This is a genomic window from Bradyrhizobium sp. CCGUVB1N3, from assembly GCF_024199925.1.
Lineage (GTDB): Bacteria > Pseudomonadota > Alphaproteobacteria > Rhizobiales > Xanthobacteraceae > Bradyrhizobium.
The window spans coordinates 2563987-2576699 of the sequence record NZ_JANADR010000001.1 but is presented as its reverse complement, the minus strand read 5'-3'; the positions used below and the strand labels follow the sequence as shown (position 1 = coordinate 2576699).

Sequence of the window (12713 nt, the reverse complement as noted above, 5' to 3'; positions counted from 1 at the left end):
CGAGAGACATGAAGCGCAAGTCCGAAAGCGTGTCGAGAGCGGGCGCCTGCGCTTCGTCGGTGGGCGCGATTCTCTTGATTGGTGCTTTCGGCGGCGAGGTCGCGCACGCGCAGGCGATCATGCGCACGCCGACAATCAGCATTCCTTCCCGCGTGCCGACCATCAGCCCGACGGTGACGGGGCGCGGCAGTCCCGTCGTCACCGGGCGGGCGGTAACCAGCGTCGATCGCGGACCCAGGGTGGTGCCCCGGCTGACGGCGCGCATGGCCCACACGGCGTTGCTGCCATACGTACGCTATTCGCCCAATCTCTATCCGGCCTGTAGCGCGCCCGACGCCGACGGCGAATGCCTGGGCCAGCCGAATGCTGCCGGTGGCGGTTCGGGGAAATCTGGCAAGAACGGCGCCGGCAATTCGGGCCGGAGCACGGCGCAGGCCGCCACCACGTCGCGCAGTTTCGCCAATGAGTTCGTGGCCGAGCTCGACAGCAACCTTTCGACGGCCGATGCCGACGCGCTTGCGCGCAGCCACGGCCTGACCCGCATTGCGTCGGAAAGCTTTCCGCTGATCGGCGCCACCATCGGGCTGTTCCGCATCACCGACGGCCGGTCCTACGACACCGCGCGCCGCGAATTCGCCGCTGCGAACGGCGTGCGCTCGGTGCAGCCGAATTTCCGTTACATGCTCCAGGACCAGAAGGCGCGCGTGCCTGCGGAAGGCGACCCCGCGCAATATGTGCTGGCAAAGCTCCGCCTGCCGGAGGCACATATGCTGGTGCATGGCGCGAACGTCACGGTCGCGGTGATCGATTCCGGGATCGACACCAGCCATCCCGAGCTTGCCAATTCAATCGCGGACAATTTCGACGCGCTCGGCAGCAAGGAAGGGCCGCACGTTCACGGCACCGGCATCGCCGGCGCGATCGTGTCGCATGCCCGTCTGATGGGGAGCGCGCCCGAGGCGCGCATCATCGCGATCCGCGCCTTCGGCGGCACCACGGGGGGCGCCGAGAGTTCATCCTACGTGATCCTGAGATCGCTGAACTACGCCGCCGAGCACGGCGCGCAGATCGTCAATATGAGCTTTGCCGGGCCGAAGGACGCGGTGATCGAGCGCGCCATCGCGGCGACCGCCGCGCGCGGGCTGGTGCTGATCGCGGCGGCCGGCAATGCCGGTGCGAAATCTCCGCCGCTCTATCCCGCGGCCAATCCCAACGTGATCGCGGTCAGCGCGACCGATGCGCAGGACAAGCTGTTCTCCGCATCCAATCGCGGCAGCCACATCGCGCTCGCCGCGCCCGGCGTCGACATCTTCCTTCCGGCGCCGGATGGCAAATACCAGATGACGTCGGGCACCTCGTTCTCGGCGGCCTATGTCTCGGGCGTCGCCGCGCTGCTTCTGGAGCGCAACTACGCTTTGAAGCCGGAAGCGCTGCGCCTGACGCTCGTAAAGACCGCCCGCGACCTGGGAACGCCGGGCCGCGACGATCTGTTCGGGGACGGTGAGCCCGATGCTTATGCCGCGGTCATGGCGGTTGCCGTCGACGGTGCGACGCCGGTTGCGGCGGTGCCGGGAACAACAAAACGTGAAGATGCGTCGGAACGTCGCGAAGAGCCTGGAACACGCGCGCTGGAGCAACCCTCGCTTTCCGGCGCCGCCGACAAATCCACGCTTTCTCAAGCGGATAGACCTGCCGCGCGATAGTTGCGCGCAAGGCTGCGCGGGCTGCGAAGGTTAAAAAATCACGCGACGGGTTTTGAACGTTCGGCCCTGTGCCACGACCAAATGATGTGGGAGCGGTCATCCCTCCCCATCAGTCATATCAGGCGCGAGCGCCCATCCACCCCAAGCGCCCATATGGCTTGACCCGTCCGGTTGTCCCCCCGGACGGGTCTTTTCTTTTTGGGCTCTCGATCTCTCGATCTCCGAAGCTCCCCGCCGTTCAGCTCCGGGTTGAGTCAGCACAGATGATGTTTGCGAATCGCCTCGCGCACTTGCGCTGCAAGACCGCCATGCTTGTGCGGGGCTTGACGACGAAAGCCCGCGAAATCTCCGCACCACTACGGAATTTCGCCCCGAAATTTGCGTCGTCGCTGGACAAGTCAAAACTTTTCCACAAAATAATCCCGTCACGTCTAAATTGATTCGTCTGCGTTGCGTCACGCGTCCGTGGTTCTCTCCTGACGGGCTGGTTCATGACACATCGCCAAGGCGTGGCTCGCGGCCGCGACATCGCGGAACGCTGGTGCGCGCTCGCCGAACAGCGGCTGGAACATCTCACCGAAATGTTCGAGACCGGACGCTGGCGCCGCTATCACTCCGAAGTCGCCTTTCTCGAAAACATCCAGGAAGCCAAGCGCGCCGTGCAGACCTGGCGGGCGCTCGCCGACGGCGCCGACGTGCCGGCGATGAGTCCCGTCGGGACGGTGGCATTGGGCTGGTCGCCGGCGGCCTTGTCACGCGAGACGGTGCGCCGCGAGCACGCCCAGACCGTGCAGCCGAAGGCCGTGCACATTGTGCCGGAAACGGTCGTGCCTGTCGGCCTTGCCGGCATGCCCGAACGGCTCGCCGAGATTACCGAAGCCCCGATCGCCCCCGGGCCTCCGCCTGCAATCCCCGAACGCGTCGTCGAATTCACCTTCAGCCTCGACGGCATCGAAGCGAAATATCCGCTGCTGCGGAATGCGTTTTAGGGGGCGGAGACGACCCCGGGCTCACCGCCTCACCGCGTTTCCGCCGACCACCACCTGTGCAAACCGCTGCGCGCCGTCGGCTGCGAGATCCGTCGTGACTGTTCGCGCGTGGTCGAGGCCGACGACGGCGCCGAGCGGGGTCTCGGAGATCATGTTGTTGTTGACGAGCGCTGTGCCGGCGCCCGGCACGACGGACACGCCGATGCCGGCGAGCGCCTTGCGGATCACGTTGCCCGAGATCGCGACATCGCGCAGATATTTGCCCCAGCCGGCGACGATGCCGTAGGACGGCGCGTTCTCGATCACGTTGCCGGTGACGGAGGTGTCCGCCTCGACATAGATGCCGACGCCGGCATCGTCGTCCGGCGCGGTGCCGATCGGCCGTTTCGGGATCAGGTTGCGAATGATGTTGCCCTGGACCACCGCGATGCGGCCGCCTTCGTTGAAATTGCAGACGGAGACGCCGACTGCGGCGCCATCGACCGTGTTGTTGGCAATCACCGCAGCCTCGAACGAGAACTCCGAATAGAGCGCGACTTCGCGCACGTTGCTGACGCTGTTGCCTGATATCTGGATGTTGGAGGCCGAATTGCCGCGTACTGCCGAGTAGTCGCAATTGTTGATGCGGTTGCCGCGCACGATCACGTTGCCGGCGCGGAATGCGTTGATGGCGTTGCCGTATTGTCCGGAGCCGCCGGGGCCGGCCTTGATGTTCTCGATGCGGTTGTCGGCGACCAGCGTGCCGTCGTCGCCAATGGCGGTGCGCAGGATCTCGATGCCATTATCGTTGGTGCCGAGAATCGTGTTGCGCGAGACGATGAGTCCCTTGGCATCGAACGAGACCACAGCCGTCACGGCGATGTTGGTGAAGATATTGCCCGAGATGTCTCCGGCGATCTGCTCGAGCCAGACGCCGCTGCCGCCGGAGCCCGTGATCTCGCAATCGAGAACGCGGACGTCGCGTCCGCCGAGACATTGGATGAGGCCGCGGCGTATCGGCAGCGCAATGCCGCCGCCGTCGAAAGTGATACCGGCGAGGCCGATCGAGCCCGCGCCTTCGCTGAGGACCATCGAAGGACCACCGGTGAAGACAAGTTTCGTGGCACCGCGCACGCCGACGAGTTGCGAGCCGTTTTGCAGCCGCAGCAGACCGGTGCGGTAGATGCCGGGCGGCAGCGCCAGCGGCACCTGCGCACGCGCGGCGTCGTCGATGGCGCGCTGGAGCGCGCGCGTCTGGTCCTCGCTGCTGCCGGGCCGCACACCATATTGCGTGGCATCGCGTCCCAGCACGGACGTCAGGGGGGCTGCGCGCGCGGCATCGACAGGCATGGCCAGCGCACCGGCAATGCCGGCGGTGGAAGCTCCGATGAGATGGCGGCGATTGAGGTCCATAACGCGTCCTCCGGCGGACGCGGGACGCATCCGCGAGCGTTAGGTAGCGCAGAAATGGGGCAGGGCGGCCGGCCGCCGGACGATTGTTGCAGGTAGGGTTAAATGTTTACCCACCCCGCGCAGCCGCGTCACGGCGCGCCGATCGCACCATCTCCATCAGCATCGCTTCGCCGGCATCGACCAGCTCCTCCAGCGTGATGCGCGGCGCTCCCTTGCGCCGCGACGCGCCACTGCGCGCCAACAGCGGGATGTGGATGAACGCGGCAAGCTTTGGCCCGCCGGCGTTCACGCTCTCGATCGCACGCCAGCTCAGATAGTTGCAGAGATAGGCGCCGGCATCGCGCGAGGCCCGCGCGTCGATCCCGGTCAGTCGCGCGGCCCGCAGGAGCTTTGCGGTGTGGGGGCCGAACAGCATCGCGTCCGCGTTCGCTGCGATCGCGCCTTTGCGGGAACGGGTATTGGCGGCATCGGGCCAGAGCATGGTGACGGCGTTGCGCGCGCGGGTCTCGATGCGCAGGTATGAGGTGCGTGCGGCGAGGCCGAACATCAGAAGCGCATCGGGCCTCACCCTTGCGAGCACCTCCGGCAATTGCCGGTCGACCGCGGCATAGGTCACCGGGAAGATGTGGGTCTTAAGCTCGACACCGTCGAACGCCGGACGGCGCAGCCGCGACAGCCGCGCGACCAGCGGCTGCGTCGGATTATAGGGCGCGCCGGGGAACGGGCCAAAGCCGGTGAGGAGGACGCGAAGCTTGCCGCTCATTGCAGGAGCTCCATGATGTGCTCGGCGGCGAGCGCCGGCGTGACGCGGCCATCGGCCACCTCGGCCTCGATCTTCTTCACCCTGGCGCGGACGGAGGCCTCGGTGCGCAGCCGCGACAGCATGCGCTGCTCCAGCATCGACCACATCCATTTCACCTGCTGTTCGCGCCGGCGCGCGGCGAAATCGCCCGATGCGCTCATCGCCTTGCGATGATCGAGGATCTTTTGCCAGAGTTTTGCGATGCCGGTGCCGGTCAGAGCCGAATAGGTCTCGACCGGCGGGTGCCAATGCTCCGAGCGCGGCGTCAGAATGTGCAGCGCGCCGCGATAGTCGGCGGCAGTGATGTTGGCGCGCTTGAGGTTGTCACCGTCGGCCTTGTTGATCGCGATCATGTCGGCGAGCTCGACCAGGCCCTTCTTGATGCCCTGCAATTCGTCGCCACCGCCCGGCAGCATCAGGGCAAGGAAGAAATCGGTCATGTCGCAGACCGCGGTCTCGGACTGGCCGATGCCGACGGTCTCGACCAGCACGACGTCGAAGCCGGCCGCCTCGCAAAGCAGCATCGCCTCGCGCGTCTTGGCGGCGACGCCGCCAAGCGTGCCAGATGACGGCGACGGGCGAATATAAGCGTGATCGGACGCGGATAGCTGCGCCATCCGGGTTTTGTCGCCGAGGATCGAGCCGCCGCTGCGCGCCGAGGACGGATCGACCGCGAGCACCGCGACCTTGTGGCCCTGCGCGATCAGATACGCGCCGAGCGCGTCGATGGTGGTGGATTTGCCGACGCCCGGGGAGCCGGTGATGCCGACGCGGACCGCCTTGCCGGTGTCCGGCAGCAGCTGCTGCACCAGCTCGCGCGCGGCCGTCTGATGGTCGCCGCGCCGGCTCTCCACCAGCGTGATGGCGCGGGCGAGCGCCGCGCGGCTGCCGGAACGGACGTCCCGGGCGAGGGCTTTGACGTCGAGCGAAGCCTTCTTCTGAATCATGCCCTGCTTTACAACGGCCGGGCGGGACAGGCGAGGGCCGGGGCCGGGATCGACGCGGCCGGCTTCACCCCGCTCGGCACGTCACGCCTTGGCGAGGCCGGCGGCTTTCATCGCGGCGCCCATCTGAACATCGCCCTTGTCCATGAAGTCGGCGAACTGGCCGGCATCGCGCCACGCCATGCCGAAGCCGCGATTGGCGATGAAGGCCCTGAACTCCGCGGAGTCGAAGATCCTCTTCGCCGTCGTCGTGAGCCTGGCCGCGATCTCCGGAGGCAGGCCCTTCGGTCCGCCGATGCCGCGCCAGCCGCCGGTTGAATAGTCGATCCCCATGGCTTCCTTCAGGGTCGGCACGTCGGGGAAAACAGGGTTGCGCGCCGGCGCCATGATGGCGAGGCTGCGCGCCTTCCCGGCTTCGATCGTCGCGCGGGCCTCGGGCACCGAGCAGGTAGCGAGATCGATCTTGCCAGCCGCAAGATCCTGCATCGCGGGTGCGGCACCGTTCGACGGCACCCAGGCGACCTGGTTGGCCGGCAGGCCCATCGCCTGCATCCAGCCGATCAGTGCGAGATGCCAGATGCCGCCCTGACCGGTGCCTGACGCAATGAACTTGCCGGGCGGCGCGTCCTTGATGGCCACGGCCAATTCCTTGGCCGTCCTGTAAGGCGAGGCGGAGGAGACCTGGATGCCGGGTGCGTCCTCGTTCAGCATGGCGAGCGGCGTGAAGCTCCGCGGTGTCAGGTCGGTGAGCCCCTGCCAGTGCATCATGGTGAGCTCCACGGTCAGCATGCCGATCGTGTAGCCATCGGGAGCGGCAGTTGCGATCGCGGTGTGGCCGACGACACCGGAGCCGCCGACCCGATTGACCACGTTGAAAGGCTGGCCGAGTTCCTTCTCCAGCATCGCGGCGACGATGCGCGCGGTTGCATCCGTGCCGCCGCCCGCACCCCATGGCACGATCAATGTCACGGGCCGCGCCGGATAGGTCTCCGCGCGTACCGGCTTGAGACCGAAAGCAGCGGCAGCGACAGACGATGCCGCGAAGGCGCGGCGCGTGATGGCAGACATGAGCACCTTCCAGCGGCGCCTGTAACGTCGGACGCCCTGTCTATAGCGACAGTTTTGGCAGCTTTGCACCAGCGCGGCAAGCTGGCCAGACCAGTTGCGCTGTGAGCAACGCGTTGTCCATGCCGCGACGAATCATTGCCCGTCGTCTTCGTCGCCCTTCGGTCGTGCGCCGCCGAAAATCCGCGCGCCTTCCGGCGTCAAATAAGGTTTCAGCGTCTCCCACGACGCGAAGGCGACATATTCGCCCTCGGCGTAGGGGCCGACCGCATAGGGCGGATAGTGGAAGGTGAGACCGGAGCTCTTGCCCGCTTCGGTCGAAGGCGCGAGCGTCACGGCGCCGATCTTGAGCAGGCTCGGCTCGACGCTCTTGAACCACTCGTTGGTGGCCGTCTCGCCCGCATCGCGCTTCTTCTTCTCGATTCGCAGCGAGGCGATCACGGCCTTCTGCATGGCCTTCATCGTCGCTCCGTTGTCGGCGGTGTCGGTGAAGAACGGACGGATCGATATGCGTTTGGCTTGCGTCTTGTCCCACAGGATGGTGTTGACGTCGGAATTCGGATGCGCGCCGTGGGTATCCATATAGTCGGCGCGGATCAGGCTGAGATAGCGGTCGGCAACCACCGAGCGGATCGTGTATTTGCGCTCGAAATCCCAGCCGCCGTTCTGGAAGAACTGCGGATCCTGCTTGCGCGAGGCGGCGGCATCGGCCGCATTCTTCTCGAGCCACTTCCTGCCCTCGGCCAGGCAATCGGCAGCGAGCGCGGGATCGGCCTTGATCTGGTCGTCGAGCAGCACGCGGGCCTCGATGGTCCTGTTCTTGATGATGGCATCGGGCTTGGGCTCGGCCGCATGGGACGGCGAGGCCATGGAGACCGCCGCGACGGTCGAAAGGATCGCGATGGTCCGTAGGAGCAGCCCCGCGCGCGTGGTTGCACGATAGTATGTCACGTCAATACCCATGAATTCATGCTCTCTTCCGAGGCCGCCAGCTTGGCCGAGCCCGGACACCTGCCACAGCATAGACACCGTAAGATGAACCGGCGCAGAACGCTTGATCGATACACCGGATCGTGAAGGTTGGTCGCGGCAAGGCGCCTGCAGGTTCTCCGCCTGACTGTGCCGAACTACTCCGCCGCCGCGCTGTGCCCGAGCCGCACGTTGAGCTTGTGGATCAGCTCCTCGGCGGCATCCGCGATCACGGTGCCCGGTGGGAAGATCGCTTCCGCACCTGCTGCATAAAGTGCATCGTAATCCTGCGGCGGCACCACGCCGCCGACGATGATCATGATGTCGTCGCGGCCGTGCTTTTTCAGCGCCGCCTTCAATTCCGGCACCGCGGTGAGGTGGGCGGCGGCCAGTGAGGAGACGCCGAGGATGTGCACGTCGTTCTCGACCGCCTGGCGCGCGGCTTCATCGGCGGTGGCAAACAGCGGCCCGATGTCGACGTCGAAGCCGATATCGGCAAAGGCCGACGCGATCACCTTCTGGCCGCGGTCGTGGCCATCCTGGCCGATCTTGGCGACGAGAATGCGCGGCCGGCGGCCTTCCGCCTCCTCGAAGGCGTCGATCAGCGCCTGCACCTTTTCAACCTGGCTGCCCATGGCGGACGCCTCCCGCTTGTAGACGCCGGTGATGGACCTGATCTCGGCGCGGTGGCGACCGAACACCTTTTCCATCGCGTCGGAAATTTCGCCGACCGTTGCTTTCGCGCGCGCTGCGTCGATCGCGAGCGCGAGCAGATTGCCGTTGCCTTCGCCGGCCGAGCGCGTCAACGCGGCGAGCGCGGCCTCGACGTCCTTCTGGTTGCGCTCGGATTTGAGCCGCGTCAGCTTGTCGATCTGCAAGCGCCGGACATTGGTGTTGTCCACCTTCAGGATCTCGATCGGCACTTCATCTGAAGGCTTGTACTTGTTGACGCCGATCACTGCCTGCTTGCCCGCGTCGATCCGGGCCTGTGTCTTGGCGGACGCCTCCTCGATGCGCAGTTTCGGCACGCCGGCTTCGATGGCCTTGGCCATGCCGCCGAGCTCCTCGACCTCCTGGATGTGGCCCCAGGCCTTCGCAGCGAGGTCGCGCGTCAGCCGCTCGACATAATAGGAGCCGCCCCAGGGATCGATGATGCGGGTCGTGCCGCTCTCCTGCTGGAGGAAGAGCTGCGTGTTGCGGGCGATGCGCGCGGAAAAATCGGTCGGCAGCGCCAGCGCTTCGTCCAGCGCGTTGGTGTGCAGCGACTGGGTGTGGCCTTGCGTCGCCGCCATCGCCTCAACGGTCGTGCGCATCACGTTGTTGAAGACATCCTGCGCGGTCAGCGACCAGCCGGAGGTCTGGCAATGCGTACGCAGCGAGAGCGAGCGCGGGTCTTTCGGGTTGAACGGCTTGAGCAGCTTTGCCCAGAGCAGGCGCGCGGCGCGCATCTTGGCGACTTCCATGAAGAAGTTCATGCCGATCGCCCAGAAGAAGGACAGGCGCGGCGCGAAGCGGTCGACGTCGAGGCCGGCAGCCAACCCGGCGCGAAGATATTCGACGCCGTCGGCGAGCGTATAGGCGAGCTCGAGGTCCTGCGTCGCGCCGGCCTCCTGCATGTGATAGCCGGAGATCGAGATCGAATTGTATTTCGGCATCTTTTGCGAGGTGTAGGCGAAGATGTCCGAGATGATCCGCATCGAGGGCGCAGGCGGATAGATATAGGTGTTGCGCACCATGAACTCTTTCAGAATGTCGTTCTGAATGGTGCCCGAGAGCTTCTCCGGCGCCACGCCCTGTTCGCCGGCGGCTGCGACATAGAGCGCGAGGATCGGCAGCACTGCGCCGTTCATGGTCATGGACACGCTCATTTGGTCGAGCGGAATCCCGGCAAACAGCGTGCGCATGTCGTAGATGGAGTCGATCGCCACGCCGGCCATGCCGACGTCACCGCCGACGCGCGGATGATCGCTGTCATAGCCGCGATGGGTGGCGAGGTCGAAGGCGACCGAAAGACCCTTCTGTCCGGCCGCGAGGTTGCGCCTGTAGAACGCGTTGGAATCCTCCGCCGTGGAGAAGCCGGCGTACTGCCTGACCGTCCAGGGCTGGTTGACATACATGGTCGGGTAGGGGCCGCGCAGGTACGGCGCGATGCCCGGATAGGTATCGAGGAAATCGAGGCCGGCGAGATCGGTTTCGCCATAGGCGGGCTTCACCAAAATGCCCTCGGGCGTCAGCCACGGCTCGGCACTGCCGGCGGAAGCGGGGTTTGCGACGCGCTCGAAGGCGACATCGGCGAAATTGGGAATTCGGCTCATCCCTTGGCTTCCTCAAGCTTGCGGCTTCGTTCGATCAGTCTATGAAGCTTCTTTTTGGCCACTCTTCCTGGTGAAACCTTGGTGAAGAAATGCTCGATGGACGACACGATCACCCAGAACAGAAATTCCGCCAAGAAACCGAGCATAATACAATCCTAGCATATCAATCATGATCCGGATGCTGATGGCTGACGATGGTCGCCATCTTCTCCGGCCCGTAATTCTGCTGCGTGGTCTGGCTCGGCAGGTTTGCGATTCCGACGACCCAGCCGAGCCGGGATTCAGTTCCGTATTGCCGCGTCGGCACCACGTGATCCGGCCGGTCGAAGGCGCCGGTCAGGATCTCGATGCGGTCGCCGTCGATGCGGCGGAAGCTCAGCGGCGTGCCGCAAGCGGCGCAGAAATCGCGCTCGGCGATCGAGGAGGAGCGGAAGGACGACGGCCGTCCCTTGGTCCAGGCAAAATCCGTCTTGTTGATATCGGCGAAGGAGGCGAACGGCGCGGCGCTGGCTTTCTGGCACATCCGACAATGGCAGATGCTGATCTTGTTCGGCGCGGCCGCCAGTGCGAAGCGGACCGCGCCGCATTGGCAGCCGCCGGTGAGAACGGGTTTGCTCGTCTCGGTCATGCCTGCTCCATCCGTCGATAGGCGTCCTGCAGCGTGGCGAGGGCGTCGGCGCCGGCAAAGATGAACCCGCTCACGCCGGCGGCGCGCAAGCCAGCTTCGTTCTCGGCCGGCCGGCCTGCCAGATAGATATGCTTCGCATCGGCGTTTTGCAGGGCCCTGGCCGAGGCTTCTGCATGGGCCGCGTAGACCTTGTCGCTGGAACACAGGCAGGCGAGCTCCGCGCCCGACGCCTTGAAGGCGGCTGCAAGCTTTGCCGGATCGGCAAAGCCCTCGCTATCGACGGCCAAAATGCCTCCGGCTTCGAAGAAACTCTTTGCGAAGGTTGCGCGCGCGGTGAAATCAGCGGCCGTGCCGAGGTTGGCCAGAAACACCTTTGGCCGCGCGCCGTTTGCTTTCAGCTTTGCGTCGGATTGATCGCGCAGCGCCTCGAAAGGTTCCGCAAGGCGGATCGGCGCAAGCGGGTCGAATTTGAACTTTTGCTCGCCATAAGGCGCAAGCGCGATCGGCGTTCCCGGCAGCACGGCCACGTCGCTCTCTTGCAGATTCGGAAACTCGCTGGCGCCGGTCAGCACGTCGCGGCGCTTTGCGACGTTGGCCTCGCGCGCCTTGCGCGTTGCGGCGACCTTGCCCTGGATCAGGCCTTGCTGAAGCGCGGCAAAGACGCCGCCGGCTTTTTCGGTTTCCTGGAACAGCGCCCAGGCCGCCTCGCAAAGCTGCGCCGTGAGCGCCTCGATGCCGCCTGCGCCCGCGGCGGGATCGGAGACTTTTGCGAGATTGCTCTCTTGGAGCAGCACGAGCTGCGTGTTGCGCGCCACGCGCCGCGCGAATGCGTCGGGAAGTCCGAGCGCCAATGTGTGCGGCAGCACGGTGACGGCATTGGCGCCGGCAAGGCCTGCGGCGAACGTCGCCATGGTCGCGCGCAGCATGTTCACATAGGGGTCGCGCTGCGTCAGCATGCGCCAGGCGGTGTCGGCCGCGATGAACAGCGGCTTCGGCGTCAAGCCGCAGGCCTGCTCGATGCGGACCCATAATAGCCGCAGCGCGCGGAACTTTGCCATTGTCAGGAACTGGTCGGCATCCGCGGCAAGCCGTGCGTAGACCATGCCCTGCGCCTGCTCCAGGGGAACGCCGGCGCCTTCGATCGCGCGCAAATACGCAACGCCGCAGGCGAGCACGAAGGCAAGCTCCTGCACCTCCGATCCGCCGGCATCATGGACCACGCGTCCGTCGGCGGAGGCAAACGGTCCCTTGAAGCCGAGCGCCGCGAGGCCCTTGATCCCAGAGGTCACCGCTGGAACGATCTCCTCCCAGGCATAGGGGCTGTGACCCCAGACTGCGCAGGCCGCCAGTGGATCGAGGCCGAAGCGGATGTCGCAGGCCGCAGGATCGATGCCCTTGCTCTTCACGTATTCCGCAACATGGATCGCGGCCATCCGCGATTGTGGGCCGACCTGAAGCTCGATGCCGATGCCGGCATCGAGGTGAATATCCCTGAGGACCTTTGCGACTGCATCCGCCGTCGGTTCCAGGCCAAAGCCATGGCTGCCGTTGCCGCCGGCAAACACGAGCACAAGCCCGGTCGCGCCATTCTCGAGATCCGTGAGCGCCTGCGCGTTTGCCTGCGTTGCATCGGGATGGTCGATCCGCTGCATCACCTGCCAGGGAGCGGCCGCCGGCCGTCCCACCACGGCTGTGACATCCTTGGCGCGCGGATAGAGGGGATCGATCTTCAGCCCGTCATACGTCTTGCCGACGAGCTTTTCGAACGGCGCGCCCTTCAGCACGCCATCGACCAGCTTGCGCCAATCCTCGTAACTCGCCTTGGGGAAGTCCGCGGCCAGCGGCAGATCGTCAGTCACGGCGGTCATTCGGCAGGAAGCTCCCGGACATGTTCGTTCTCGTCGTT

The 12713-nt window shown here is 65.7% G+C and carries 11 protein-coding genes; 2 read left to right on the top strand and 9 right to left on the bottom strand.

Annotated features, from left to right (window positions below; genetic code table 11):
- The first annotated feature begins 8 nt into the window (after positions 1 to 8).
- Positions 9 to 1703, top strand: a complete 1695-nt coding sequence (locus NLM33_RS12250) for a S8 family serine peptidase (protein WP_254096292.1) — start codon at positions 9 to 11, stop codon at positions 1701 to 1703.
- Between the two features lie 509 nt (positions 1704 to 2212).
- A complete protein-coding gene (locus NLM33_RS12245) occupies positions 2213 to 2692 on the top strand; it encodes a TIGR03809 family protein (RefSeq protein WP_254105774.1) in 480 nt (159 codons plus the stop codon).
- A 21-nt stretch (positions 2693 to 2713) separates the two neighbouring features.
- Here the strand turns inward: NLM33_RS12245 and NLM33_RS12240 are convergent, their stop codons facing one another.
- The 9 genes from NLM33_RS12240 to NLM33_RS12200 all read right to left on the bottom strand — a co-directional run bounded on the left by NLM33_RS12240 (position 2714) and on the right by NLM33_RS12200 (position 12675).
- Positions 2714 to 4084, bottom strand: coding sequence for a TIGR03808 family TAT-translocated repetitive protein (locus NLM33_RS12240; protein WP_254096291.1), 1371 nt, complete (start codon positions 4082 to 4084; stop codon positions 2714 to 2716).
- 106 nt (positions 4085 to 4190) lie between these two features.
- A complete protein-coding gene (locus NLM33_RS12235; RefSeq protein WP_254096290.1) occupies positions 4191 to 4847 on the bottom strand; it encodes a pyroglutamyl-peptidase I in 657 nt (218 codons plus the stop codon).
- Entirely contained in the window at positions 4844 to 5833 is a 990-nt protein-coding gene (gene meaB, locus NLM33_RS12230) for a methylmalonyl Co-A mutase-associated GTPase MeaB (protein WP_254096289.1), read from the bottom strand. Before meaB ends, NLM33_RS12235 begins: the two co-directional genes overlap by 4 nt.
- An 81-nt stretch (positions 5834 to 5914) precedes the next feature.
- Positions 5915 to 6898: a tripartite tricarboxylate transporter substrate binding protein gene (locus tag NLM33_RS12225; protein WP_254096288.1), complete on the bottom strand. Its 984-nt coding sequence runs from the start codon at positions 6896 to 6898 to the stop codon at positions 5915 to 5917.
- A gap of 132 nt (positions 6899 to 7030) precedes the next feature.
- Complete coding sequence (locus NLM33_RS12220; RefSeq protein ID WP_254105772.1) at positions 7031 to 7765, bottom strand: RsiV family protein; 735 nt, start codon at positions 7763 to 7765, stop codon at positions 7031 to 7033.
- Positions 7766 to 8022: 257 nt separating this feature from the next.
- Positions 8023 to 10179 (bottom strand): methylmalonyl-CoA mutase, encoded by a 2157-nt coding sequence (gene scpA / locus NLM33_RS12215; RefSeq protein ID WP_254096287.1) that lies wholly within the window; start codon positions 10177 to 10179, stop codon positions 8023 to 8025.
- The gene (locus NLM33_RS12210; protein WP_254096286.1) at positions 10176 to 10325 is read right to left on the bottom strand and encodes a hypothetical protein; all 150 of its coding nucleotides are present in this window, start codon (positions 10323 to 10325) and stop codon (positions 10176 to 10178) included. Before NLM33_RS12210 ends, scpA begins: the two co-directional genes overlap by 4 nt.
- Positions 10326 to 10342: 17 nt before the next feature.
- Positions 10343 to 10807 carry a GFA family protein gene (locus tag NLM33_RS12205; RefSeq protein ID WP_254096285.1) on the bottom strand — a complete coding sequence of 155 codons (465 nt, stop codon included), beginning with the start codon at positions 10805 to 10807 and terminating at the stop codon, positions 10343 to 10345.
- Positions 10804 to 12675 (bottom strand): methylmalonyl-CoA mutase family protein, encoded by a 1872-nt coding sequence (locus NLM33_RS12200; RefSeq protein ID WP_254096284.1) that lies wholly within the window; start codon positions 12673 to 12675, stop codon positions 10804 to 10806. Before NLM33_RS12200 ends, NLM33_RS12205 begins: the two co-directional genes overlap by 4 nt.
- Between the last annotated feature and the right edge of the window lie 38 nt (positions 12676 to 12713).

Excerpts from the sequence above, each read along its gene's own strand:
- NLM33_RS12250 (WP_254096292.1), top strand. The coding sequence starts at position 9 with ATGAAGCGCAAGTCCGAAAGCGTGTCGAGAGCGGGCGCCTGCGCTTCG.
- NLM33_RS12240 (WP_254096291.1), bottom strand. The coding sequence starts at position 4,084 with ATGGACCTCAATCGCCGCCATCTCATCGGAGCTTCCACCGCCGGCATT.
- NLM33_RS12235 (WP_254096290.1), bottom strand. The coding sequence starts at position 4,847 with ATGAGCGGCAAGCTTCGCGTCCTCCTCACCGGCTTTGGCCCGTTCCCC.
- meaB (WP_254096289.1), bottom strand. The coding sequence starts at position 5,833 with ATGATTCAGAAGAAGGCTTCGCTCGACGTCAAAGCCCTCGCCCGGGAC.
- NLM33_RS12225 (WP_254096288.1), bottom strand. The coding sequence starts at position 6,898 with ATGTCTGCCATCACGCGCCGCGCCTTCGCGGCATCGTCTGTCGCTGCC.
- NLM33_RS12220 (WP_254105772.1), bottom strand. The coding sequence starts at position 7,765 with ATGGCCTCGCCGTCCCATGCGGCCGAGCCCAAGCCCGATGCCATCATC.
- scpA (WP_254096287.1), bottom strand. The coding sequence starts at position 10,179 with ATGAGCCGAATTCCCAATTTCGCCGATGTCGCCTTCGAGCGCGTCGCA.
- NLM33_RS12210 (WP_254096286.1), bottom strand. The coding sequence starts at position 10,325 with ATGCTCGGTTTCTTGGCGGAATTTCTGTTCTGGGTGATCGTGTCGTCC.
- NLM33_RS12205 (WP_254096285.1), bottom strand. The coding sequence starts at position 10,807 with ATGACCGAGACGAGCAAACCCGTTCTCACCGGCGGCTGCCAATGCGGC.
- NLM33_RS12200 (WP_254096284.1), bottom strand. The coding sequence starts at position 12,675 with ATGACCGCCGTGACTGACGATCTGCCGCTGGCCGCGGACTTCCCCAAG.